Origin of the sequence: Proteus sp. fly-1067 (genome assembly GCF_040139345.1) — a bacterium.
Classification (GTDB): domain Bacteria; phylum Pseudomonadota; class Gammaproteobacteria; order Enterobacterales; family Enterobacteriaceae; genus Proteus; species Proteus vulgaris_B.
In genome coordinates this window covers 100,999-126,848 of sequence record NZ_JBEEUL010000002.1, presented here as the reverse complement: position 1 = coordinate 126,848, position 25,850 = coordinate 100,999, and the positions used below count along the sequence as shown (strand labels likewise).

The 25,850-nt window shown below is 39.0% G+C and carries 24 protein-coding genes and 1 riboswitch; of the genes, 8 read left to right on the top strand and 16 right to left on the bottom strand.

Features of this window, described 5'->3' with window-relative positions; genetic code table 11:
- Nucleotides 1-2: 2 nt before the first annotated feature.
- The gene (rhlE, locus tag ABN217_RS05200; protein WP_196553389.1) at nt 3-1,430 is read right to left on the bottom strand and encodes an ATP-dependent RNA helicase RhlE; all 1,428 of its coding nucleotides are present in this window, start codon (nt 1,428-1,430) and stop codon (nt 3-5) included.
- A 371-nt stretch (nt 1,431-1,801) separates the two neighbouring features.
- Here rhlE and ABN217_RS05195 point away from each other — a divergent pair, with 371 nt between their 5' ends.
- The 5 genes from ABN217_RS05195 to ABN217_RS05175 are packed head-to-tail and all read left to right on the top strand — an operon-like array spanning nt 1,802 to nt 7,547.
- Entirely contained in the window at nt 1,802-2,500 is a 699-nt protein-coding gene (locus ABN217_RS05195; RefSeq protein ID WP_072070550.1) for a CerR family C-terminal domain-containing protein, read from the top strand.
- Nucleotides 2,501-2,511: 11 nt separating this feature from the next.
- Complete coding sequence (hlyD, locus tag ABN217_RS05190) at nt 2,512-3,498, top strand: secretion protein HlyD (protein ID WP_340895697.1); 987 nt, start codon at nt 2,512-2,514, stop codon at nt 3,496-3,498.
- Nucleotides 3,499-3,510: 12 nt separating this feature from the next.
- On the top strand, nt 3,511-5,280 hold the full coding sequence (locus ABN217_RS05185; protein ID WP_197269405.1) for an ATP-binding cassette domain-containing protein: 1,770 nt from the start codon (nt 3,511-3,513) through the stop codon (nt 5,278-5,280).
- Complete coding sequence (locus tag ABN217_RS05180) at nt 5,273-6,424, top strand: ABC transporter permease (RefSeq protein WP_072070553.1); 1,152 nt, start codon at nt 5,273-5,275, stop codon at nt 6,422-6,424. Before ABN217_RS05185 ends, ABN217_RS05180 begins: the two co-directional genes overlap by 8 nt.
- A gap of 13 nt (nt 6,425-6,437) precedes the next feature.
- Nucleotides 6,438-7,547 carry an ABC transporter permease gene (locus tag ABN217_RS05175; protein WP_196553392.1) on the top strand — a complete coding sequence of 370 codons (1,110 nt, stop codon included), beginning with the start codon at nt 6,438-6,440 and terminating at the stop codon, nt 7,545-7,547.
- A 104-nt stretch (nt 7,548-7,651) separates the two neighbouring features.
- On the opposite strand, the gene ABN217_RS05170 is transcribed toward ABN217_RS05175, so the two are convergent.
- From ABN217_RS05170 to moaA, 5 genes are all read right to left on the bottom strand, one after another.
- Entirely contained in the window at nt 7,652-8,362 is a 711-nt protein-coding gene (locus tag ABN217_RS05170; RefSeq protein ID WP_072070555.1) for a Bax inhibitor-1/YccA family protein, read from the bottom strand.
- A gap of 194 nt (nt 8,363-8,556) precedes the next feature.
- Nucleotides 8,557-9,018, bottom strand: a complete 462-nt coding sequence (moaE, locus tag ABN217_RS05165) for a molybdopterin synthase catalytic subunit MoaE (protein WP_197269407.1) — start codon at nt 9,016-9,018, stop codon at nt 8,557-8,559.
- Nucleotide 9,019: 1 nt separating this feature from the next.
- Nucleotides 9,020-9,265: a molybdopterin synthase sulfur carrier subunit gene (gene moaD / locus ABN217_RS05160; RefSeq protein ID WP_072070557.1), complete on the bottom strand. Its 246-nt coding sequence runs from the start codon at nt 9,263-9,265 to the stop codon at nt 9,020-9,022.
- Nucleotides 9,262-9,741, bottom strand: coding sequence for a cyclic pyranopterin monophosphate synthase MoaC (gene moaC, locus ABN217_RS05155; RefSeq protein WP_023581221.1), 480 nt, complete (start codon nt 9,739-9,741; stop codon nt 9,262-9,264). The genes moaD and moaC overlap by 4 nt, the downstream gene beginning before the upstream one ends.
- A 39-nt stretch (nt 9,742-9,780) precedes the next feature.
- Nucleotides 9,781-10,761 (bottom strand): GTP 3',8-cyclase MoaA, encoded by a 981-nt coding sequence (moaA, locus tag ABN217_RS05150; RefSeq protein WP_115350881.1) that lies wholly within the window; start codon nt 10,759-10,761, stop codon nt 9,781-9,783.
- Nucleotides 10,751-10,893, bottom strand: a riboswitch (molybdenum cofactor riboswitch). (Overlaps the previous gene by 11 nt.)
- 279 nt (nt 10,894-11,172) lie before the next feature.
- Between moaA and yvcK the strand changes: the two genes are divergently transcribed.
- Nucleotides 11,173-12,111: a uridine diphosphate-N-acetylglucosamine-binding protein YvcK gene (gene yvcK / locus ABN217_RS05145; RefSeq protein ID WP_196553394.1), complete on the top strand. Its 939-nt coding sequence runs from the start codon at nt 11,173-11,175 to the stop codon at nt 12,109-12,111.
- A gap of 105 nt (nt 12,112-12,216) precedes the next feature.
- Here the strand turns inward: yvcK and ABN217_RS05140 are convergent, their stop codons facing one another.
- From ABN217_RS05140 to bioB, 6 genes are all read right to left on the bottom strand, one after another.
- A complete protein-coding gene (locus ABN217_RS05140) occupies nt 12,217-13,167 on the bottom strand; it encodes a DUF1266 domain-containing protein (RefSeq protein WP_115350879.1) in 951 nt (316 codons plus the stop codon).
- Between the two features lie 185 nt (nt 13,168-13,352).
- A complete protein-coding gene (gene uvrB / locus ABN217_RS05135) occupies nt 13,353-15,362 on the bottom strand; it encodes an excinuclease ABC subunit UvrB (RefSeq protein WP_072070559.1) in 2,010 nt (669 codons plus the stop codon).
- A 470-nt stretch (nt 15,363-15,832) separates the two neighbouring features.
- A complete protein-coding gene (gene bioD, locus ABN217_RS05130; protein ID WP_197269410.1) occupies nt 15,833-16,516 on the bottom strand; it encodes a dethiobiotin synthase in 684 nt (227 codons plus the stop codon).
- Complete coding sequence (gene bioC, locus ABN217_RS05125; protein ID WP_197269411.1) at nt 16,509-17,273, bottom strand: malonyl-ACP O-methyltransferase BioC; 765 nt, start codon at nt 17,271-17,273, stop codon at nt 16,509-16,511. The genes bioD and bioC overlap by 8 nt, the downstream gene beginning before the upstream one ends.
- Nucleotides 17,248-18,411 carry an 8-amino-7-oxononanoate synthase gene (gene bioF / locus ABN217_RS05120; protein ID WP_196553398.1) on the bottom strand — a complete coding sequence of 388 codons (1,164 nt, stop codon included), beginning with the start codon at nt 18,409-18,411 and terminating at the stop codon, nt 17,248-17,250. Before bioF ends, bioC begins: the two co-directional genes overlap by 26 nt.
- Nucleotides 18,411-19,448, bottom strand: coding sequence for a biotin synthase BioB (gene bioB / locus ABN217_RS05115; RefSeq protein ID WP_349459158.1), 1,038 nt, complete (start codon nt 19,446-19,448; stop codon nt 18,411-18,413). Before bioB ends, bioF begins: the two co-directional genes overlap by 1 nt.
- A gap of 103 nt (nt 19,449-19,551) precedes the next feature.
- Between bioB and bioA the strand changes: the two genes are divergently transcribed.
- Nucleotides 19,552-20,826 (top strand): adenosylmethionine--8-amino-7-oxononanoate transaminase, encoded by a 1,275-nt coding sequence (gene bioA, locus ABN217_RS05110; RefSeq protein WP_349439398.1) that lies wholly within the window; start codon nt 19,552-19,554, stop codon nt 20,824-20,826.
- Nucleotides 20,827-20,877: 51 nt separating this feature from the next.
- Here bioA and pgl read toward each other — a convergent pair whose 3' ends face one another.
- Nucleotides 20,878-21,867 (bottom strand): 6-phosphogluconolactonase, encoded by a 990-nt coding sequence (pgl, locus tag ABN217_RS05105; RefSeq protein WP_340895672.1) that lies wholly within the window; start codon nt 21,865-21,867, stop codon nt 20,878-20,880.
- A 150-nt stretch (nt 21,868-22,017) separates the two neighbouring features.
- On the opposite strand from pgl, the gene ABN217_RS05100 reads away from it, so the two are divergent.
- A complete protein-coding gene (locus ABN217_RS05100) occupies nt 22,018-22,839 on the top strand; it encodes a pyridoxal phosphatase (protein WP_340895669.1) in 822 nt (273 codons plus the stop codon).
- 76 nt (nt 22,840-22,915) lie between these two features.
- On the opposite strand, the gene modC is transcribed toward ABN217_RS05100, so the two are convergent.
- The 3 genes from modC to modA are packed head-to-tail and all read right to left on the bottom strand — an operon-like array spanning nt 22,916 to nt 25,454.
- Complete coding sequence (modC, locus tag ABN217_RS05095) at nt 22,916-23,980, bottom strand: molybdenum ABC transporter ATP-binding protein ModC (protein WP_340895668.1); 1,065 nt, start codon at nt 23,978-23,980, stop codon at nt 22,916-22,918.
- Nucleotides 23,974-24,666 (bottom strand): molybdate ABC transporter permease subunit, encoded by a 693-nt coding sequence (gene modB / locus ABN217_RS05090; RefSeq protein WP_006537607.1) that lies wholly within the window; start codon nt 24,664-24,666, stop codon nt 23,974-23,976. The genes modC and modB overlap by 7 nt, the downstream gene beginning before the upstream one ends.
- Nucleotides 24,667-24,683: 17 nt before the next feature.
- The gene (gene modA, locus ABN217_RS05085; RefSeq protein ID WP_072070568.1) at nt 24,684-25,454 is read right to left on the bottom strand and encodes a molybdate ABC transporter substrate-binding protein; all 771 of its coding nucleotides are present in this window, start codon (nt 25,452-25,454) and stop codon (nt 24,684-24,686) included.
- Nucleotides 25,455-25,850: the final 396 nt, after the last annotated feature.

Here is a 25,850-nt window from a genome sequence, read left to right as displayed (position 1 = left end):
CCTCAAAACTCTTTTCTAGCTTTTGACCAAGGGCTTTGATTAGCACTACCTTCATCACTTTTACGTGAACGACGAGGCCCTAATTTACCAGTACGTGAGCCATCTTTATTACGGTAATTTTCTTTGCTTTTATTACGACCGCCTTCTTTACTGCCTTCACTATCATTCTCTTTACGAGCGTTGTTACGATTATCTTTGCCACGAATATCTGCACGTCCATGACCACCGCCATTTCTACGTGGAGCATTATTTTTTGGCTTTTTATGCAATGGAGCCGCTTTAATCGAAGGATCAGGATCGTAACCATCTAACGCTAAACGCGGAATTTCACGTTTTAATAGACGCTCGATATCAGCTAATAATCCATGTTCATCAACACAAACCAATGAAATAGCTTTACCTGTTGCAGCTGCTCGACCGGTTCTACCAATACGGTGAACATAATCTTCTGCCACTTGTGGTAGTTCAAAATTGACAACATAAGGCAGTTGGTCAATATCAAGGCCACGAGCTGCAATATCAGTTGCCACCAGTGCTTTTAATTTACCATCTTTAAAGTCAGCTAAAGCACGAGTTCTTGCACCTTGGCTTTTATTACCATGAATAGCGGCTGATTTGATACCATCAGCATTTAAATGTTCAGCAAGCTTATTAGCACCGTGCTTAGTACGCGTAAAAATAAGCACTTGTGACCAGTTTTCTAAGCCAATTAAATGTGATAACAACTCTGTTTTGCGTTTTTTATCCACTAAATGGACATATTGATCTACAGATTCAGCTGCTGAATTTTTTGGTGCAACGGAAATACTCACAGGATTGTTTAACAACGAGTTGGCAAGTCCTGTGATCTCTTTAGAGAATGTCGCAGAGAACAATAAATTTTGACGTTTTTTAGGTAATTTATTGATCACACGGCGAATATCATGAATAAAGCCCATATCTAACATACGATCAGCTTCATCAAGCACTAAGACTTCAACACGAGAAAGATCGACTGCATTTTGATGTTCAAGGTCGAGTAAGCGTCCAGGTGTTGCTATCAATACATCAACGCCACCGCGCAATTTCATCATTTGTGGGTTAATACTCACACCACCAAAAACGACCAGTGAACGGATTGGTAAATAGCGACTATAAGCTTTCACATTCTCAGCAATTTGCGCGGCGAGTTCACGGGTTGGTGTTAAAATTAGTGCTTTAACTGGTTGACGACCTTTAGTTTTTTCTGCTGATTGAGCTAACTTTTCCAAGATCGGCAATGTAAAAGCCGCCGTTTTTCCTGTCCCTGTTTGCGCACTGGCTAATACGTCTTTACCCGCCAAAATCGGCTCAATCGCCTGCTGTTGAATAGGGGTTGGGGTTTTATACCCTTGTTCATCAATAGCGCGGAGAAGCGCCTCACTTAAACCAAGCGATGTAAAATCGGTCAAAACAGTAGTCTCCTACAACCAGAACGTATAACACGGTGATTGAAATTAAAAATGACGGGCTTTCATGCTGTCAATCTATAGGTATTATTACTCTATAGGTACTATCATTTAGTTAGTAAGACAGTGATGAAAGAGAATGAACCTTGCTAGATTAACCTAATAACCCCTATTTTAACAGTTTTTGCTGTATTCAGAATACAAAAATAATTTTCAATAATAGATAGCGTTTTTTATTACAAAATACCTTTATTGGATTATTTATTACAAAATTTCCCTATTGTTCAATATCATCTAATATAATACTCCTTGTTATCGCTGTTTTTAATATCATTGGTTTTGTTACATTTTACTTAAGTAAGGTATCTTCTATTATGTCAGAAACCCATCAGAAGACGACTCGTGGTGAACTAGCAAAACGACAATTATTGGAAGCGGCATGTGAGATCTTTGGTAAAAATGGCCCTGATGCCGCCACCACACGCCAAATTGCACAAGCTGCTCAACAAAATATTGCCGCTATCGCTTATTATTTTGGTTCTAAAGAAGGATTGTATCTCGCCGTTGCGCAACATATTGCTGATCTTATCCGTCTTGATTTTGAACCTACTGTTACCATCCTTGACGAATTTCTTGAGCGGCCCAATCCCACAGAGCATCTACCATTGCTACAAACGCTGATCATAGATAGCTTTTTACAATATGCTCAACTGGTACTTGATAAAGCCAATATTCATCTTAGTCGTATCATGGCAAGAGAACAGCTTGTTCCTACCGAAGCGTATTCCCTTATCCACCAGCAAGCGTTATCACCACTTTTAACGCGTGTGAATAAATTATTAGCTATCTATATTGGTTTAGATCCCACTCTTCCGACGACAATGCTACACACTCACGCTATTTTAGGAGAAGTGCTATCATTTCGCTTAGTGAGAGAAACCATTCTAAGACAAACAGGATGGGATAGAATTGGTAAGAATGAGTATCAAATTATCTCTAATACTTTAAAAACACATATTACTTTATTACTCAATGGATTAAGAGAAATTTACACTCACCCACATCATGCATAAATAGAGTTATTATGAAAACTAAAAAAATCAGTTTCTTTATCATCTTAATGATTATTATCGGTATTATTGCAGGTATCTATTATTACGAAGAAAACAAAGAGTCTGAATTAGTACTCTATGGTAATGTCGATATACGTACTGTTAACCTGAGTTTTCGTGTTGCAGGGAAATTAGATTCCCTACTCGTTGATGAAGGTGCCCCCGTCAAACAAGGGCAATTGTTAGGAAAGCTTGATGATGCCCCCTATCGTAATGCACTAAATAAAGCTTATGGTGAGCGTGATAGCGCTATTGCTGCATTAGCATTAATGGAAGCTGGTTATCGCAGTGAAGAAATTGCACAAGCCCAATCTGACGTGTCATTAAAACAAGCCGCTTGGCAATATGCCGACAACTTTTATAAACGCCAGCAAGATTTGGCTAACCGAAAAGTAATTTCAGCCAATGATTTAGATAGCGCAAGAAATAATCGCAATCAAGCAGCTGCAGCCTTAAAAGCAGCCCAAGATAAATTAAATCAATATCAAAATGGTTATCGAAAAGAAGATATTGATGCGGCTAAAGGGCAAGTTATGCAGGCAAAAGCCGCCGTTGCTCAAGCAGAGTTAAACCTTCAAGACACACAGTTAGTCTCACCTTCACAAGGTACAATATTAACAAGGGCCGTTGAGCCTGGCACTATTTTGTCTGCTGGTAATCCCGTATTTACGGTGTCTTTAACTAACCCTGTTTGGGTTAGAGCGTATATTAGTGAAACCTACTTAAGTGAAGCAATCCCTAATCGAGAAGTCTATCTCTACACTGATGGACGTAAAGATAAGCCTTATCATGGTACGATTGGTTTTGTTTCACCGACAGCAGAATTTACGCCAAAGAGTGTCGAAACACCGGAATTAAGAACTGATTTAGTTTATCGACTCCGCATTGTTGTGACGGATGCTGACGATGCATTACGTCAAGGAATGCCCGTGACTTTAAAATTTGCACCCACTCATTAAGTGGGAGGCGAAATGGAACACACTGATTACACTATCGAGCTACAAGGCGTTGAAAAACGCTTTACCGGACTAGAAAGCCCAGCGGTTTCTGCATTAACAGCCACCATAACGGGTGGCTCTGTCACAGGCTTAGTCGGCCCAGATGGTGCAGGTAAAACCACATTAATTCGTATGCTTGCAGGGCTATTAAAACCAGATGCTGGTGATATTCGTATTTTAGGAATGGAGCCACAAAAACAAAGTGTAGATGTCCGAGCTATTCTTGGCTATATGCCTCAAAAATTTGGTCTCTATGAAGATTTAACGGTATTAGAAAACCTTAATCTTTATGCTGATTTAAAAAATGTCATCGGTGAAGAGCGCAAAAAAGTTTACCAACAGTTGCTCTCTTTTACCGATCTCACACGTTTTACCTCTCGCCTTGCAGGTAATCTTTCAGGGGGTATGAAACAAAAACTGGGACTGGCTTGTACTTTATTAGGTAGCCCTAAAGTCTTGCTACTTGATGAGCCTGGCGTCGGCGTTGATCCCATTGCACGCCGTGAGCTTTGGCAAATGGTACATGCCTTAGCCAGCGATGGTATGTTGATACTGTGGAGTACCTCTTATCTTGATGAAGCAGAGCAATGTAAAAACATTCTCTTACTTAATAAAGGAGAGTTACTTTATAGTGGTATACCACAAGATTTAACAGCGAAAATGGCAGGTCGTTCTTTTTTGCTTGATGTTGAAGGCCATCAGCGAAGAAAAATATTACAACAAGCTATCATTCAACCTCAAGTGACAGATGGAGTTATTCAAGGACAATCTGTTCGTTTGATATTGAAAAAACAAAGTAATCAATCCGAATTACTCAATGCCTTGGGTAAACCTGATGCTAAACTTATTCCAGCTACACCACGCTTTGAGGATGCCTTTATTGATTTATTAGGAGGTGGCCCTTCTCATAAATCTGAATTAGCTGAAATTATGCCTCAAATTCCTCCAGCTCCCAATGAAACCGTTATTGAAGCACAGCAACTAACTAAAATGTTTGGTCAATTTGCAGCAACCGATCACGTTGATTTTCAAGTTAAACGAGGTGAAATTTTTGGGTTATTGGGGCCTAATGGTGCAGGTAAATCGACAACCTTTAAAATGATGTGTGGTTTATTAGTTCCCACCAGCGGTAAAGCGCTGGTATTAGGTATGGACTTAAAAGAGAGCTCAGGTAAAGCTCGTCAGCATTTAGGTTATATGGCACAAAAATTCTCACTTTATGGCAATCTTAAAGTGGGACAGAACTTGAAATTCTTCTCTGGTGTTTATGGATTACACGGTAAACAACAACGCAATAAAATCAACGATATGATAACTGCCTTTAGCTTACAGCCGATGGTGAATCAAATCACTGAAACCTTGCCTTTAGGTTATAAGCAGCGCCTTGCCCTTGCATGCTCATTAATGCACGAGCCTGATATTCTTTTTTTAGATGAACCCACATCAGGCGTTGACCCATTAACGCGAAGAGAATTTTGGTTACATATTAATGGCATGGTTGATAAGGGAGTAACCGTAATGGTGACCACTCACTTTATGGACGAAGCAGAATATTGTGATCGTATTGGTTTGGTTTATCGCGGAAAAATTATTGCTGCAGGAGAGCCAGATTCTCTCAAAAAAATGGTTGCTAACGACGATAATCCGACGCCTTCAATGGAAGATGCTTTTATAGGTTTAGTGTTGGATTACGATAAAAAACTTGAACGTGAAAATGATAAAGGGAGCGAAAAACATGCGTAATTCAGCTCAATCCTCTCATGCCCATTTTTCTTGGCGACGTCTGTTCGCATTATGTTTAAAAGAAACAAAACAGATCACCCGTGATCCCAGTAGTGCCCTTATCGCTTTTGTGATCCCTCTCACTCTGTTGTTTATTTTTGGCTACGGTATTAACTTGGATTCAAGTAAGTTAAATATTGGTATTTTGACTAATCAACAAAGCCAACCTGCACAAGAACTCGTTTACACTTTTACCAATTCACCATATATCAACGCAACTATTAGCGATAATCGCCAATTATTGATTGATAAGATGCAAGCGGGACAAATTCGGGGCATTGTGGTTATTCCTGTGAACTTTGCTGAGTTACTGACCCGACAAGATACTCATGCGCCCATTCAGGTGATCACCGATGGCAGTGAACCTAACACTGCAAACTTTGTACAAGCCTATACCAAAGGGGTTTGGCAAATCTGGCTACAACAACAAGCCATCAGCAAGGGTATTGATACTACACCACTAATTGAAATAGAACCGCGCTATTGGTTTAACCCAGCGGCAATTAGTCAGCACTATATTATTCCGGGTGCCGTTACTATTATTATTACCGTTGTGGGTGCAATTCTCACTTCGTTAGTCATAGCTCGTGAATGGGAACGTGGCACAATGGAAGCTCTACTTTCAACCCAAATCACACGTACCGAGCTCTTGCTTTCAAAACTTATTCCTTACCAAGTTTTAGGTAGTTTTGTCATGGTACTGTGCATGGTGGTAACCGTCTTTTTGCTAGGAGTACCTTATCGAGGATCACTTTGGATTTTAGGGGGGATCACCTCGCTCTTTTTAGCCACTGCCTTAGGAATGGGATTACTCATTTCAACACTGACTCGCAATCAATTTAATGCCGCCATGATTGCCCTAAATGCAGCTTTTTTACCTGCGATTATGCTGTCCGGTTTTGTGTTTGAAATTGATAGCATGCCATTTTTTATTCAGGTAGTGACTTATTTCATTCCCGCACGTTATTTTGTCAGTAGCTTACAAACGCTATTTTTAGCAGGTGATATTCCATTGATATTAATATTAGATATGTGGTTGCTGATCGTTTCTGCCCTATTTTTTATTGGCTTAACAGCATTAGCAACACGACGTCGATTAGATTAAAGGGAGAGTATTTATGTTGTATCGTCTTCTCACCCTAATAATGAAAGAGCTACAGTCATTATTACAAGAGCCTCAGACTCGTATTATTTTGATAATGCCTGTTATCTTTCAAATGATCTTATTTCCTTTTGCCGCAACATTAGATGTTACCAATGCCTCAATCGCAATTTTTGATGAAGATAATGGTAAACAATCTATTGAGTTAACCCAACGTATTGCCAAAGCTAGTGCATTTTCTCAAACATTATTACTGAAAAATGAACATGAAATAAAAGAGACCATTGATAATCGTAAAGCACTTTTATTGGTTCGATTTCCACAAAACTTTAGTGCTAACTTAGAAAGCCAAATCCCTGTTAAATTGCAATTAATCTTAGATGGGCGAAATTCTAATAGTGCGCAAATTGCTGCTAATTATGTACAACAAATCGTACAAAATTACCAAACTGAATTAGCAGGACATACACCGTCTTTACTGAATAAAACAGAACTTGTTGTTCGTAATTGGTATAACCCAAATTTAAATTATAAATGGTTTATTGTGCCCTCATTAGTAGCATTGATTATCACCATTGGCGTAATGATAGTCACTTCACTTTCAGTTGCTAGAGAGCGAGAGCAAGGTACCTTGGATCAACTATTAGTTTCCCCTCTATCAACATGGCAAATTTTTGTGGGTAAAGCGGTTCCGGCGATGGTTGTTGCCGCCATTCAAGGTACTATTGTATTGATTATAGGGATATTTGGTTATCAAATACCCTTTTCAGGTTCATTATTATTGTTTTATTTTACCATGCTAATTTATGGTTTATCACTGGTGGGTTTTGGCTTATTAATATCAGCATTAAGTTCAACACAACAACAGGCTTTTATTGGTGTCTTCGTATTTATGATGCCTGCCGTTTTATTATCAGGCTATATTTCTCCCGTAGAAAACATGCCAGTTTGGCTACAACATGCCACATGGATAAACCCAATTCGTCATTTCACCGATATTACAAAGCAGATTTACCTTAAAAATGCTGATATTACAGTAATATGGCACAGTTTATGGCCTTTATTAGTGATTGCAGCAGGAACGGGTAGCATTGCCTATTATCTTTTCCAAAGGAAGATTGCTTAAAATAATAGCAATTAAAGCACAAAAAAATCCCACAACTTATAAAGTTGTGGGATTTATTTTTTATGCTGTTTTTTAACTACGTTTATCCGCAGATATCGTTAAAATTAACGACGATCACCTAAAATACGCAGTAACATTAAGAACAGGTTGATGAAATCTAAATAAAGCGTTAATGCACCCATAATTGAGTAACGGCGCATATTTTCTTTATCTTCTTGGTTAATTTCATTACCCATATCTTTTAGTTTTTGTGTGTCATAAGCCGTTAAGCCTGCAAAAATTAACACACCCGCATAAGAGATAACCATGCTCATCATTGAGCTTTGCATAAAGATATTAACGATAGAAGCAATAATGATACCGATAAGCCCCATAAACAGGAAGCTACCCATACCCGTTAAGCTACGCTTAGTGGTGTAACCGTAAATGCTTAATGCACCAAACATAGCAGCACAGATAAAGAATGTGCTAGCGATTGAAGATGCGGTATAAAGCAGTAATACGCTTGAGATAGTCACACCCGTTAACACGGAATAGAGCATAAATAATGAGGTTGCCATTGCACCACTCATTTTATGAACCATACCTGATAACACGAAAACTAATCCTAATTGAGCAATGATCAGACCAAAGAAGACGATCTTGCTTGAGAAAATCATTGATAATAATGCTTCGCTTGATGCAACGTAGAATGCAACAAACGCAGTTAATAACAGACCTACAGTCATCCAACCATAAACCTGAGCCATAAAGGTTTGTAGGCCAGAACCTGTGCGTTGTACGATTGAATCATTTGAACGTGAAAATCGATCCATGATGATTACCCTTTAATCATAGTGATAACGTTAGATTTAATAATAACGTTTATTTCAGTAAAGAGCCCATTATGGACTCATTAGAATTTAATTTTATCACACTGATTTTACATTTCCATGAAATAAACTGTATGAAATGTCATCACAAAATAAATTTAGGTAAAGTAATGTAGCGTTTAATTGAACGTAATAATTTATTCCCAACGCTCGGCTGAATCATAATCACTTTGGCGTGCATCCACCCATCTATCGTTATTTTCAGAAAGCCCTTCTTTTTTCCAAAACGGTGCGCGTGTTTTTAAAAAATCCATAATAAATTCAGCGGATTCAAACGCGCTATTGCGATGAGAACTGGTAACACCCACAAACACGATCTCTTCACCAATATGCAAAGTTCCTACACGGTGAATAACACTTACACGTTGTAAAGGCCAACGAGATCTCGCCTCACTTACAATGTCATTAAGTGCTTTTTCAGTCATACCGGGATAATGCTCAAGAGTAAGCGTACTCACTTCATCACCGAGATTATGATTACGCACTTTACCTGTAAAGGTCACAACGGCGCCATCGCTATCGCACTCAGAAAGCCATTGGTATTCATCGCCAACATTAAAATTTTCGGTTTGTACTGAAATACGAGTTGATGCGCTCATCTTATCCTCCTGTAACCGGTGGGAAAAAGGCGATTTCATCACCGTCATTAATAACGTGAGAACCTTGAACAAAAGATTGGTTTACCGCAGAGAGTAACTTGCCATCTTCTAACGCCAGCAACCAACGTTCACCTTTGGTAATTAATGCTTTACGTAAATCGTCTACTGTGTGGTACTCACAATCTAATTCAAGAGAATCAACACCGACTAACTCACGGACTTGAGCAAAAAAGAGAACTTTAATCATGCTTCCACCTTAAAATGACCTGATTTACCACCTGTTTTTTCTAATAAACGTACAGGCCCTATCACCATATCTTTTTGAACGGCTTTACACATATCATAAATCGTTAACGCAGCTACTGATGCCGCAGTTAATGCTTCCATTTCAACCCCTGTTTTACCCGTTAAACGGCAAACAGATTCAATACGTACACGATTAGATCCAGTGAGTGCTTCTAAACGTACTTCGACTTTAGTTAATAACAGCGGATGACATAGTGGGATTAATTCCCATGTTCTTTTTGCTGCTTGAATACCTGCAATTCTTGCGGTCGCAAATACATCACCTTTATGGTGTTTGCCTTCGGTGATCATACTTAATGTTTCTGCTGACATTTCAACAAAGGCTTCAGCACGCGCTTCTCGCACTGTTTCAGCTTTAGCACTAACATCCACCATGTGAGCTTCACCGGCAGCATTAATATGAGTTAGTTGAGACATGCACAACTCCTGAAATTAACGAAATAACAGAGCGAAAAACTACCCACCAATAACAGATAAGTTCGGTGTAATACCGCTATCACCTTGATGAAGAAAATGTGTTTCTCGTTTATGAAGAAGACCACCCTGAATACGTTGTTGTAATGCCTCTTGTTGACTATCGTCAGCAAGTAGGTCACGTAACGGAATACCATTTTCACCAAATAGACAAAGATGGAGATTACCAATAGCTGAAACACGTAAACGGTTACAGGTTAGGCAAAAGTCTTTCTCATAAGGCATGATCAGACCTATTTCACCTTGATAATCAGGATGAGTAAATACTTGAGCTGGCCCGTCACTACGGGCGCGAGGAATTTGTAACCAACCTTCATTGAGTAAGCGCTGGCGAATAACTTCACCAGACAAATGAAAGCGGTTGAAAATATCACTACCGTCACCTGTTTCCATTAATTCAATAAAGCGCAGCTGAATAGGTCTGTCTTTGATCCAATTAAGAAAATCAGGAAGATTTTTGTCATTCACATTACGCATCAACACAACGTTAACTTTGACTTTTTCGAACCCTGCGGTAAATGCAGCATCAATACCTTCCATCACTTGGCTAAATTTATCTTGTCCAGTAATAGCGTGGAATTGGCGGGGATCGAGACTATCAACACTCACATTAATCGCATTTAATCCAGCATCACGCCATTGTGCAACATCGCGTGATAAACGATAACCATTTGTTGTTACTGCAATTTTTTTAATCGCTGCATTATCTTTGATTGTCGCGATAATATCAGTAAAATCACGGCGCATTGTTGGTTCACCACCCGTTAAGCGGATTTTTTCTGTTCCTAATGCAGCAAAAGATTGTGTGAGTCTACTGATTTCATCTAATGAAAGGAATGATTTGTGACCATTAGGCTTATAACCATTAGGCAGGCAATAAGTACAACGGAAATTGCACACGTCTGTAATTGAAAGACGTAAATAGAAAAACTTGCGGGAAAACGCATCAACGAGTTGTTGCATAATAACACCTTTCCAAATCGGGAGATGCAGACATTTCTACCTTGCACCCTGGTGACTTATTTCGTCACGGCCAGAACATCATATCTTGTCAAAACACGACTTAGACGTTAAGGCTAGGAGTTTATCTTTACCTGTTTTTCACAGGTTTCTAATACCTATATATTTATTGTGGATTCTACCTGCTAATTATGTAAAAAGCGAATAATGTTTTCGCTATATAATTTATAATACAACGACTTACAAAACTTTAGTCACGCTAATAACATAAATAAAAACACTTTCATTGATTAAATATTAGGCTGTCAAAAGTAAAATTAAACTAGGAATGTGATGAAATCACGCCGTGATCATAGGCTTAAAATTTAATTGTGATAAATTAGCGACAAATTTTTAAAGATGAGTAGAACAAATATGCGAAATCGCACGCTAAGTGATTTAGATCGTGTTGTTGCCCTTGGTGGAGGTCATGGCCTTGGGCGTGTGCTTTCAGCACTCTCCTACTTAGGCTCTCGCCTTACTGGTATTGTCACAACAACGGACAATGGCGGTTCTACTGGCCGTATTCGTCAAGAAGAAGGTGGCATTGCGTGGGGTGATATGCGCAATTGCATTAATCAATTAATTACAGAGCCTTCAGTAGCTTCTGCAATGTTTGAATACCGCTTTTCAGGTACAGGTGAGCTGGCTGGACACAATTTAGGAAATTTAATGCTAAAAGCGTTAGATAACTTAAGTGTTCGACCTTTAGAAGCTATTAATCTTATTCGTGGATTATTAAGAGTCAATGCGCATCTTATCCCAATGTCTGAACAAGCTGTTGACCTTATGGCGATAGATGATCAAGGAAATGAGATTTATGGTGAAGTTAACGTTGATATTTTGCCTAAGATCCCACAAAAACTTGATCTTTATCCTAAAGTACCAACGACAAGAGAAGCTATTGAAGCCATTGAACAAGCTGATCTTATCTTAATTGGCCCCGGTAGTTTTTTTACCAGTTTAATGCCTTTGTTATTATTGCCAGAGCTTGCACAAGCCTTGCGCCGTAGTAGTGCAACAACCATTTATATTGGTAATTTAGGCAAAGAATTAAGTCCCGCGGCTGCCAGTATGACGATGTCTGATAAAATCGCCATGATGGAGAACTATATTGGTTTACAAACAATAGATGCGGTGATCATTAGCCCTGAAACTCAATATGAATCCATGAAAGGTCGATTAATTGTACAGGCTCAATTGGAAGCTAAAGATATTCCTTATCGTCACGATCGCCATTTATTAGGTAAAGCTATTGAGTTAACACTGCAACAATTAGGGCAACGTAACGCATCGACTCAAGCCATTAAATAAAATTTAATTACCTAATTTCATTAAAAAACCGCATCTGTAATAGACAGCAAATGCGGTTTTTTTGTCGATGAAAACATAATATTGCTATTGGTTTTCAACGCATTATTAACTATTAAGGTGTTTTAACGTAATACGTTGGCTAATGGTTTCTTCAATTTCAGAAAGTGTCATTGGCACGTCATTTTTCATTAAACCGAGGCCAGCCACAGTACGAGAGAAAGATGTTAAATCCAATGGTGGCAAATCCATTATCCAGTTTTCTTCTGTTGCCAACGTATCTTCTGCATTAAGAATATTTTGTATAACATCCGTAAAAGCTTGATGAGAAGAAACCCAATCTTGATCGCCACTCGCCCAAAACCAACGCGCTGCAATAAAGTTTTTCCACATATCTTCCCAGCCATCGTAAATTCGACGTAACATTGAGGCACTCATTAGCGACCATGTTTGCGCTTCTTGCTGGGTAATATAACCTTGCTGACATCCTTCTAAACAGAGCTTGTTAAAACGGCAGAGATCCCAAATAAGGTATTTCACATTTTGAATATTCATGCGATTAGTGCTCATCATATCGATTTGCCATAAACGCTCGTTTTTATCATGTTCTGTTAACTCTGAAAGCAAAATGTCATTTTTTAATGACTGAACATCGTCTTCTTTGCCATCCAAAATTTGGTCACGTAGCTGATAAAAATCATTAGTGTGACCTTGAGTGAGCAACCAAAATAATTGATAGACTAAATCCCAACGGTCGTTTATTCCCCAACCTGCTGATAATCCACCATCATCTTTACCTTGGTCATATTCGTTATATGCCCATTCATTCATCACAGCGTAAGGTGCTGCTACATATAATCCCCATTCATGAGGTAATAATTGATCTGTTGTATTTTCTGCTTCAGATAAAATGGGCTCCTGCCCTGCTGTTGATGGTTTTGATAATTCACTATCTTGTACAGCAAATTTGCGTAACCATTTAAAAAGCAAAATAAGAAGAATAACACCAATAATAACCCCTGCAGAGCTGGGAAACCCTGCATAAACATAACCGCTCATTCACTGTCCTTAATATCTTTTTTATCTTTGTAAATAATTGACGCTTGTTTGTGGTGATATTTAAACAGTTGAACGCCATTAAGGGAATATAAAACTAGGGAAAAAGTGAAAGATAAAAGGGAAAAAGGGATAATCTGGAGTAAATATACAGATATCCCTTTATTGTGCTGGTTTAAATTCTGTTATTAAGAGTTCGCAATAAATTGAGCTCGCAACGCTTGTAGTTTATCTCGCGTACTTGCGGCTTTTTCAAACTCAAGATCTTTGGCATGTTGATACATTTCAGCCTCTAAACGCTGGATCTCTTTTTCTAGCTCAGCAGTCGATAATAATGGGTAATTTTCATGAATATCTTTTGCTTTATGCCCTTTCTTGTTACGACCTTGAGAAGGCTGACCAATTTTAAGAATATCACCCACTTTTTTATTTAGCCCTTTAGGTACAATGCCATGTTCAAGGTTAAATTGTTGCTGTTTCTCTCGGCGACGTTCAGTTTCACCAATTGCTTTCGCCATTGAGTCCGTAATTCTATCGCCATATAAAATCGCTTTACCTTCAAGGTTACGAGCTGCACGGCCGATAGTCTGAATTAATGAACGCTCTGAACGCAAGAAACCTTCTTTATCTGCATCCAAAATAGCAACCAAAGAGACCTCTGGCATATCCAATCCCTCTCGGAGTAAGTTGATACCGACTAATACATCAAACTCACCAAGGCGCAAATCACGAATAATTTCGACACGTTCAACCGTATCAATATCAGAGTGTAAATAGCGAACTCGCTCACCATGCTCTTCTAGATATTCTGTTAAATCTTCTGCCATTCGTTTTGTTAATGTGGTAACCAGTACACGTTCATTTTTTGCAGCACGAATACGAATTTCAGACAGTAAATCATCAACTTGTGTAGAAACCGGCCGCACTTCAACAATCGGGTCAAGTAAGCCTGTTGGTCTTACAACTTGTTCGACAATTTCATCACCTGATTTTTCAAGCTCATATTTACCCGGTGTTGCTGAAACATAAATTGTTTGTGGTGCTAACGCCTCAAACTCTTCAAAACGTAATGGGCGGTTATCGAGTGCCGAGGGTAAACGGAAACCATATTCAACCAAAGTTTCTTTACGAGAACGGTCGCCTTTATACATTCCACCAATTTGTGGAATGGTAACGTGTGATTCATCAATCACTAATAGACCGTTAGCAGGAAGGTAATCAAATAGGGTTGGTGGTGGCTCACCTGGCCCTCTACCTGATAGATAACGTGAATAGTTTTCAATACCTGAGCAATATCCCAGCTCATTCATCATTTCTAGATCAAATTGGGTGCGCTGTGTCACACGTTGTTCTTCAACAAGTTTATCATTCGCTAAAAGCACTTTGCGTCTCTCTGCAAGTTCTTTTTTGATTTCCTCCATTGCTTCAAGAATACGCTCGCGTGGGGTGACATAGTGCGTTTTAGGGTAAACGGTAAAACGGGGCACATTGTAGTGGATTTGCCCAGTTAAAGGGTCAAAGAGCGAAAGGCGTTCGACTTCTTCATCAAATAATTCAACACGTAAAGCGTAATCATCAGATTCAGCAGGGAAGATATCAATCACCTCACCACGGACACGAAATGTCCCGCGCTGAAAAGCTTGATCATTGCGAGTATATTGTAAATCAGCGAGACGCCGTAAAATCGCACGTTGGTCGATTATCATGCCGTTCGTCAGGTGAAGCATCATTTTTAAATAACTGTCAGGATCACCCAAACCATAAATCGCAGAAACGGATGACACCACAATCACGTCTTTGCGTTCTAATAAGGCTTTAGTGGCAGACAAACGCATTTGTTCAATATGTTCGTTAACTGAGGCATCTTTTTCAATAAAGGTGTCAGAACTTGGCACATAGGCTTCTGGCTGATAATAATCGTAATAAGAAACAAAGTATTCTACTGCATTTTCAGGAAAGAATTCTTTCATTTCACTGTAAAGCTGTGCTGCTAAAGTTTTATTTGGCGCAAGCACCATCGTAGGCCGATTTAAGTTGGCTATCACATTAGCAATAGTAAAAGTTTTACCTGAACCAGTTACCCCTAAGAGGGTTTGATGTGCAAGCCCATCGTCTAATCCTTCACAAAGTGAAGCAATAGCCGTAGGTTGATCACCACCAGGCTTAAATTCAGAATGCAGTTTAAAAGCTTTGCTCATATTTTCTTCTCCTCGCTGACACTCCTTATGATACTGGATAAAAATCCAGCTTCAATCTCTATCTACTAAAATTTGTTTGAATAATTAGCATAAGTTATCCCCAGTTTTGGAACTGGAATTTTTTCAAAAAGCAAGCCCCTATTTTGTGAATTATTCAAAGAGACACGTCAACAACATCCGCTCTATTGATTTTATTTAATTAATTGATATATAAGAATTAAAAATAAAAGTTGAGAATAACGCCAATCTTTAGCAATGCCTTGTATTCTCTCTATTCAGAGTATTTTTATAATGGTAATACACAAGGTTATCCACAGGAATAGTGGATAACTACACAAAGTTGTTATCTCTCGGTAGGTTACGTCTTTTTTTCCAGCTTAAAATATCCCTCAAAATCGGAGAAATTTATTTTTTTTATTTTTTTATTGATATAAGAAATAGACTTTGATCATTTATCCAATAATGGCTTATCAACCTAGTTTTAAACAAGAAAGATCGAGGTAAGACGTAAAATCATGCTCTTTTACTTCATTTAAATAGGGTATTTTGCCTAAGAATGGTGCTTTAATATGTTGCTTTAATGTTGCCAGATATTCCTTCTGATATCGCCCTGCGGGTTCAACTTCATTGGCAACCCACCCCGCCAATGTTAAACCAGACTGAATAATTGCTTGTTGCGTTAATAACGCATGATTAATACAACCCAATTTAACACCTACCGTTAAAATAACGGGAAGCTGTTCACTAATAACCCAATCAGAAAAAAATTGCTTTTCTGATAGTGGCGTAAACCAACCACCAGCCCCTTCAACTAAAATCCAATCAGCTTGCTGTTTTAAGTAAGATAAGCCTTCTGACATCACATTAAAATCAATAGGCTGATGCATCTCTTGACTGATAATATGAGGAGATGTTGGCGTTTCAAAACAATAAGGATTCACACGATGGTAATCTAACTTTACCGTACTGAATTTTTGCAATGTAAGTGCATCTGAATTACGTAAACCTTCATTTAGCCACTCACTTCCCGAAGCAACAGGTTTGTAGCCCGCAGTTTGATATCCTTGATGTGCTGCACATTGTAATAGAGCACTACTTACCACGGTTTTACCTACTTCTGTATCTGTACCTGTTAAGAACACTATTTTAGTCATGTGATATTTTTCCTATAACAATTTGATAGGTAAGTACATATTTACCTGAATCTGTTTTCCATACCTTTTCTAGTGCACGAAATTTTTGTCGCGTCATTAACCCTTTTTGTCTATCACCTTGTACAAAATTGGCACCAACACCCTTTAAAGAAGCAAACAACGCATGTAATGAATCATAGTGTTCCGTGACAGTTTCAGTAGAAAATTGGCAATGAAAACCACAACACGCTTTCTCAATATCATGAAGTGATAAAAAAGGATTAACATGCGGGTGGTTATCAATAAATTGCCAAGCGTCTCTGACTTCTTGCAGTGTCAACGTAGCGAGTGTTGAGAAATAAAGTGCTCCTGTTTTATTTACTACATTCATGAGTGAATTAATCGCAACGGATAAATCATCGCACCATTGCATCGCTAAATTGCTAAACACGATATCCACACTTTGTGGCATAATTGCACAATGCTCTATATCACTTTGTAGATAATCATTTGCCCGTTGTTGTTGTTTTGCCACTTGTAGCATCTTATGTGATAAATCAAGTGCAATAACAAAGTATCCGCGTTGTTTCCATTTTTGGCTGAAATACCCTGTTCCGCATCCTGCATCTAAGACAATATTGCCACTATCATAACGCGCTAAATCCATTAATTTATTGCCACTGTAGCGCTGAATATTGGCGTGATTATCATAATGAATAGCCGCTTTACCAAATGTTTGGGCTATACGTTGTTTATCTGTTTTGACTAAAGAATGCATGAAGCGTCTCGATTAACAGCTTAATATCTGAAAGGTGGTGGCGAGTGGTTAACGTTATTCGTAAACGTGCGCTATGAGGTGGAACTGTAGGTGGAAAGATAGATTTTACCCAAAGCCCTTTAGATTGCAGATAACCTGAAAGTGTTTGGCATAATTGTTCATCACCAATAATTAATGGCTGAATAGCCGTTTGTGAAGGTAATAATTTAATAGGAAGCGAAATAACACCTTGACGAAAGGTATCAATTAATTGTTGAAGGTATGCTCGCTCACCATCAGCTTGCTTAATTATATTTAATGCTGAATGTAACGCGACTGCCTGTGCAGGTGGCATTGAGGTACTATAAATAAGGTGACGAGCGTATTGTTCAAAAAATTCCGCTGTTGGCTTGTTACAAAGTACTGCCGCCCCACTGATACCAAAAGCCTTACCAAAAGTCACCACTAATAACTCAGGTTTGATACCCGATTTATCACAACTGCCTCGACCTTCTTTACCTAAAACACCAATACCGTGTGCATCATCGACCATTAACCATGCATCATGTTGTCGGCTTATTGTTGCTATTTCTGTTAATGGTGCTTGATCTCCATCCATGCTAAATACCCCTTCTGTAACCACCAAGGTTTTACTAGCTGACGTTTTATTAAGTCGTTGAGATAAAGAGTCAAAAGAATTGTGTAAAAAACGCCATAATGTAGCTGGTGATAATACAGCGGCTTCCATTAACGAGGCATGGCAAAGTTTATCCGCAATAATGGCATCGTCTTTTTCAAGTAATGCCGAAATAACGCCTTGATTGGCACTGTAACCTGATGAAAATAACAATGCATTATCGTAACCTAGCCAATCTGCTAGATGTTGTTCTAATTGTGCATGCGCTTGTGTAAATCCGGTGATATGTCCTGATCCACCGCTACCTACACCGTACTCATCAGCGCCTTGCTGCCATGCTTTAATAACATCCGCATGTTGGCTAATACCTAAATAATCATTGCCTGAAAAATTAAGGTACTTTTCACCTGATATTGTGATCAAAAAACGCCCATCTACTCGTTTGATCACTTTGCGTTTTCGCCATAATGGCGTATTTCTACGCTCATTAAGTTGCTCATTTAAATAGGTTTGCCAACTCATTACAGTGCCGCGTTATAAAATTGTTCAGTGTCTTTATTAGCAACTGCTTGTATTAAAGCTTCTTCTTGCTGATTGTCGCCCATAGATACTGCTAATCGTTCAGGATTTAAGCCTAATTTACGGAATAGTTGGTGGTCTTTATCTTCAGTTGGATTAGTTGTTGTTAATAATTTGCAACCATAGAAAATAGAGTTCGCCCCAGCCATAAAGCAGAATGCTTGTGTTTGTTCACTCATTTGCTCACGACCAGCAGAAAGGCGAACATAAGAGCGTGGCATCATGATACGAGCAACGGCGATAGTACGAATAAAATCAAAAGGATCGACATCTTTATTATCAGCCAATGGCGTACCTTTGATTTTGGCTAACATATTAATTGGTACACTTTCTGGAGGTTGTGGCAAATTGGCTAATTGTACCAACATTGCGGCTCTGTCTTTCACTTCTTCACCCAAACCTAAAATTCCGCCAGAGCAGACTTTAATGCCTGCATTGCGGACTTTATCAAGTGTATCTAAACGATCTTGATACGTTCGCGTTGTCACAATGCTGCCGTAAAATTCAGGTGAGGTATCGAGGTTATGGTTATAAAAATCTAGCCCCGCATCAGCTAATCTATTAGCTTGTGAATCATCTAACTTACCCAGTGTCATACAAGTTTCCATACCTAATGCTTTGACTTCTTTCACCATCTGTTCAAGGTAAGGCATGTCACGTTCATGCGGATTTTTCCAAGCAGCTCCCATACAAAAACGCGTTGAACCAGCCGCTTTTGCTTTTTTTGCTGATTCAATTACTTGCTGCACTTCCATTAAACGTTCTTTTTCTAATCCCGTTTTATAGCGCGCACTTTGAGCACAATATTTACAATCTTCAGGACAAGCCCCTGTTTTGATAGAAAGCAACGTACTGACTTGGATCTGTGAAGGATCAAAATGTTGACGATGCACTTGTTGCGCTTGAAAAACCAAATCTAAAAATGGCATATCAAACAATGCTCTGGCTTCTTTTAATGTCCAGCGTTTTAGTGTGCTCACAATACAATCTCCTATTTAAAAGTGATTGCCAGTTTAAATAATAGGGTTATCATGTCAACTAAAATTGATCACCATTGGTTTACATGATTAAGTGAAAAATAGAATGACACCTGAAGATATCGCTTTTGATTTACGCCACATTTGGCATCCATACACCTCGATGAGTAATCCGTTACCTGCTTACCCTATCGTCAGTGCAAAAGGCGTTGAACTAGTCTTGGCTGATGGTAGAAAACTGATAGATGGAATGTCTTCATGGTGGGCAGCAATTCATGGATATAATCATCCTGAGCTTAATAATGCGGTTACTACACAACTAAGCAATATGTCTCATGTAATGTTTGGTGGCATTACTCATCCTCCAGCAGTATCACTTTGTCGAAAATTATTAGCAATAACACCTGAGCCTCTTGAATGCATATTCTTAGCGGATTCAGGTTCGGTTGCCGTTGAAGTCGCACTGAAAATGGCCTTGCAATATTGGCAAGCTAAAGGAGAAAAACGTCAACGTATTGTGGCGTTAAAACAGGGATATCATGGTGATACCTTTGGCGCAATGTCAGTGTGTGATCCGAATAACTCCATGCACAGTCTTTATAAAGGCTACTTGCCTAATCACCTATTTGTTGATGCGCCTCAAACAGGCTTTTATGAACAGTGGAACCCAAGTGATATCAATTCATTACGCTCAACATTAGAACAACATCACCACGAAATTGCGGCAGTAATGCTTGAGCCTATTGTTCAAGGCGCGGGTGGAATGCGGATTTACCATCCTGAATATTTAAAACACACAAGAGCACTGTGTGACGAGTTTGATGTACTACTCATTGCCGATGAAATAGCCACTGGTTTTGGCCGAACAGGTAAACTTTTTGCCTGTGAACACGCTGGAATTTCTCCTGATATTATGTGTGTAGGTAAAGCATTAACAGGTGGATATATGACGTTATCGGCAACCTTAACCACGCGCCATATTGCAGAAACCATAAGCCAAGGCGATGCAGGATGCTTTATGCATGGTCCTACTTATATGGGAAATCCTTTAGCTTGTGCTGTTGCAGATGCCAGTTTATCTCTATTAGCAAAAGGCGATTGGATAAACCAAGTTGAACGACTAGAAGCACAACTTAAAAAAGAGCTATTACCACTAAAGCAGGTAAAAAGTGTCAAAGATGTGCGGGTTTTAGGGGCGATTGGTGTGGTCGAAATGAATGAGCCCGTCAATATGGCAAAACTACAAAAAATCTTTGTAGATGAAGGGGTTTGGATCAGACCTTTTGGCAAGCTGATTTACATTATGCCGCCATTTATTATGCCACCAGCAAACCTCTCTAAACTCACTCAAGCTATTGAGAAAGTGGTTCATCTTTCATAAAGAATTAAACCTCTAGCGATAAAATATTTCGCTAGAGGTTTAAAGTGACTTTTATTTTGTCACAACAGTAACCCACATAGCACCTTTGCCTACTGGGTAACACGCTAATTCAGTTAAAGCGCCAGTGTGTTTATCAATACGAGAAACAGACGCAAAATCTGATTTTTGGCCACAAGAAATCAGGTAATTTCCTGTATTATCAAGATTAAAGCCACGAGGCTGTGTTTGCGTTGGGTAATAACCCACAGGTTGCAGATAATCGCCCGCCTCTGAAATTGCCATTGCACAAATAAAGCTTTCAGAACGTTCGCTTGCATAAAGAAAACAGCCATCAGGTGTAATATGAATATCTGACGCCCAACGAGTACTGTTAAAGGTTTCAGGCACAATATCCACGGTTTGCATTAAGCGATATAAATCCCCCATACGACGATATACATTGATTGTCGCATCTAATTCATTAAGGCAGTAAAACACATCACCATTAGGATGGAATACCATATGACGAGGACCTGCATTTTGTGCTGTTGTTAGCTCTTCAGTACCCGCTTCTGTTAAACGACCGTCTTCTGATAAATCAAATAAACGAATATGATCTTCACCTAAGCAAGGCACAATCAGTTGTTTATTATTCCAATCAATATTAGATGAATGAGGCTTATTTAAGCCTTCAATAATTTGAATAGGTGATTGGGGGATCCCTTGCGCATTAATAGGCAAAACAGCTAAATTACCTTGATGATAAGAAGGAACAAACAAAAATCGCCCCGTTTTATCTAAGCATAAATGAACAGGTGTACTTGGAATGGAAGTGATAGCCTTTTGCTCTAACTGACCATCGACAGCAATCGCAAATGTCACCACACTAAAATGAGGACGAATACCTACATAAAGGTATTTTCCATCAGCACTTGCAATCATGGGTTGCACTTGCCCTGCAACCTCAACAACCTGCAATAAATCCATTTCACCTTCGGTGTTTAACGCATAAACATGAATTTGCTGACTCTCTGGACTTGCTACGTAGACTACCTGTTTCATTCCTTCTCCTTAAAATCCATTACCCATTGATTTATAAAGAATAATAGAAAAACCAACGTTTGATTGTAACGATTAAGCTAGTTTATCTTTTATTGGTTAACGTGTAACATCAACACCATTGCATCTTATATACTATCAAGGGGCTTATTTATGTCATATCGCGTTATTGCTTTGGATCTTGATGGCACACTGCTTGATGACCAAAAACGTATCCTGCCAGAATCTTTAGAAGCACTCAATCTTGCAAGAAAGGCTGGTGTTAAAGTTTTAATTGTAACAGGTCGTCATCATGTTGCTATTCATCCATTCTATCAAGCACTCGATCTTGATACCCCTGCGATCTGCTGTAATGGAACCTACCTTTATGACTATATTGGTAAAAAGGTACTGGAATCCGATCCATTAACCACTCAAGAAACCAGCGCAGTATTAGATCTCGTTAAACAAACAGATGTACATCACTTAGTTTATGCTGATGATGCAATGATGTATGACCAACTATCAGCCCCTGTGCAGCGTACTTTAAAATGGTCAGAAACATTACCCACTGCACAGCGTCCAAACTTAATTAAAGTCGATGATTTCTATAAGGCCATGCATGATGTTAATGCCATTTGGAAAATAGCAACAACAACACCTGATCACGATGAATTACGCGCTTTAGTTGAAAAAATTGAGCAACAAGTCGGTTTAGAGTGCGAATGGTCTTGGGTTGATCAAGTTGATATCGCCAAAAAAGGCAACAGTAAAGGCCACCGTTTACAACGCTGGGTTGAAGCGAATGGCATGAATATGAGTGATGTTATTGCCTTTGGTGATAATTTTAATGATCTTAGCATGCTAGAACATGTTGGCTTAGGTGTTGCAATGGGTAATGCCTCTGACGAAGTAAAAGCTCGCGCTAAAATGGTCACCAAAGTGAATTCACAACCGGGTATTGCAGAAACTATTCATAAATATATTTTGTCTTAGTCTTATTTTTACCTCACCCAAAAGAAAAAGACCTCATTTAAAATAAGGTCTTTTTCTCGATAAATATAACTGATAATCAAAGATGGCGACTTAGCGAAATACTCTTAATTTGCGCATAAAGCCATTGCCCTTCTTGAATATTCAACTCATCTTTTGCCCAAGGCGTGATCCTTGCCCATAAATAATTACCGTCATTGACAAGTTTCACATCAACTTGGCCATCATTTTTAATGGTTTCAACCACTTTCATATGCAAAATATTACGAATACTGCTATTTGAAGGACGAATGGTAGTCAGTGACACATCAGAAGCATCAATACGCACACGCACATCGCGACCAATTTTAGTCTCGATTTGAGGCAACCACAGCACTTGATTACCAAAAGCGGTTGCTGTCATATCGTAATGACTATGGTGTTCGACTACCATCACATTAGCGATACTACTTAATGTCTCTTTTTGTAACCACGGGCGTAATGCACTACTTGCCCATACATCTTCCAGCTTACCTGTTGCCTTGATTTTTCCTGCATCCATCACAATGACATTATCAGCAAGTCGAATAATTTCATCAAGACTATGACTTACATACAAAATCGGAATTTGTACATCTTGTGAGAGCTTTTCTAAATATGGCAGTAACTCGCGTTTACGCGGTAAATCAAGCGAAGCCAAAGGCTCATCCATCAACATAATATCAGGCGCTGTTAACAACGCTCGCCCTATGGCAACACGCTGTTTTTCACCGCCTGATAAGGTGATAGGAAACCGAGAGAGTAAATGACCAATCCCTAATAAATGAATAATGCGATCAAACTGCACTTTCATTGTTGGCGACATACCGTAAAGCAGATTTCCTCTTACGGTGTAATGAGGAAACAGTCTGGCATCTTGGAATACATAACCCACTTTACGTTTTTCAGGCGGCAGATAAATTTTCTTTTCAGTATCAACCAGTGTGTGATTATTTAATACAATCCGACCCGAATCGGGTTTGGTTAAACCGCCAATCACATTAATTAGGGAAGTTTTTCCCGCCCCAGATAAACCAAAGACTGCGGTAATACTTTCTGTTGGCAGTTCAGTATTGACTTCCAGACGCAGTGATCCTAGCGTCTGTTTAAAATTCATCTCTAGCATACGCCCCCCAATCTTTTACGCCCCCAACGAGTTAGCCACTCTGAAGCCATTAAAGAGACGAGCGCCAAAATAATTGCAATAACACATAAACGGGCGGCATCCATTTCTGCGCCCGGTGTTTCAATCAAGGTATACATTGCCAGAGGAATAGTTCTTGTTTCCCCAGGAATATTGGAGACGAAAGTGATTGTTGCGCCAAATTCTCCCAATGAGCGCGCAAATGCCAACACAATTCCTGCGATGATCCCTGGCATAGACAAAGGTAACGTTATGGTAAAAAAGACGCGTAATGGTGAAGCCCCAAGGGTTCTTGCCGCTTGTTCCATACGCTGATCGACAGCCTCTAATGCTAATCTGATAGCCCTTACCATTAGTGGAAATGCAACGACTGCAGATGCAAGTGCTGCGCCTCGCCAACTAAATGTAAAGCTAAAACCAAACCAGTCATACAACCATTCACCAATAAATCCACGTCTTCCCATACTGATCAGTAAAAGATAACCGACCACAACAGGAGGAAGAACTAAAGGTAAATGGATAATGCTATCAAGCAATGATTTACCGGGAAAACGTACCCTAACTAAAAGCCAAGCCATAAAAATACCAAAAGGTAGACTGATAATAACCGCAACAGTCGATACCTTAAGGCTTAGTATAATGGCTTGCCATTCGTATTCACTTAACATCTCCAAAAGTATAATTCCTACAGTGGGCTAAAGCCGTATTTCTTAAAGATTTCTGCGGCTTGAGGTGTTTTCAGATAGTCATAAAAATCACGAACTGCTTTATTGTCCTGACCTTTTACAACTGCCATTGGATACTCAACAGGTTTGTGGCTATCAGCTGGGAATACGCCGACCACTTTCACTTTATCACTCGCAACCGCATCAGAACCGTATACGATACCTAATGGTGCTTCATCACGTTCCACCAACGCCATACCGCTACGTACGTTATTAGTTCGAGCCATTTCTGGGCTTACTGTGTCCCATGCACCTAAATATTCTAATGATTCTTTCGCATAGATACCAACAGGCACATGATCCGGATCGCCAACCGCTAGTTTTCCGCCATTAAGTAAGGATTTCCATTTGGTTTCCTTATTAATAACAACGTCATTTAATTGACTATCTTTAGGGGCAATAAGCACTAAATCATTACCTAATAGTGTATGACGTGAATCTGCAACCATTAAATTCTTATCGATTGCGTAGTCCATCCACTGCTGGTCTGCTGAAATAAACAGATTTGCAGGTGCGCCTTGTTCAATTTGACGAGCTAGCGTTGAAGAAGATGCATAAGACGCAACAACTTCAGCTTGTTTCTCTTGCTTATATTGTGCCGAAATTTCATTAAGAGCATTGGTAAGAGAAGCGGCAGCAAATACCGTTACTTTTTCCGATGCAAAACTTTGGCTTACTAAAGCAAAAGAGATAACTGCGCCAGCAAGTAGCTTGCCTGATAATTTTTTCATGTTCTAATTCCACTTAAATTAAAGGATGACACGCTGTATATATCAAGATACAGCGTAAATTGAAAGGATTAGATGCTAGAAACTGGTTATATATCAATAAATATAACCATTAAAAAGAAACAAAAAATGGTGATAGAGATAGAGAAATCTACATACTCTAAATAATTCAAGTTACAGCTAGGCGATGAGTGACAAACAATCTACAACTTAAAGTATAACCAGTAGATACTCTAAATAATTCAAGTCACAGCTAGGCGATGAGTGACAAACAATCTACAACTTAAAGTATAACAAGTAGATACTCTAAATAATTCAAGTTACAGCTAGGCGATGAGTGACAAACAATCTACAACTTAAAGTATAACAAGTAGATACTCTAAATAATTCAAGTTACAG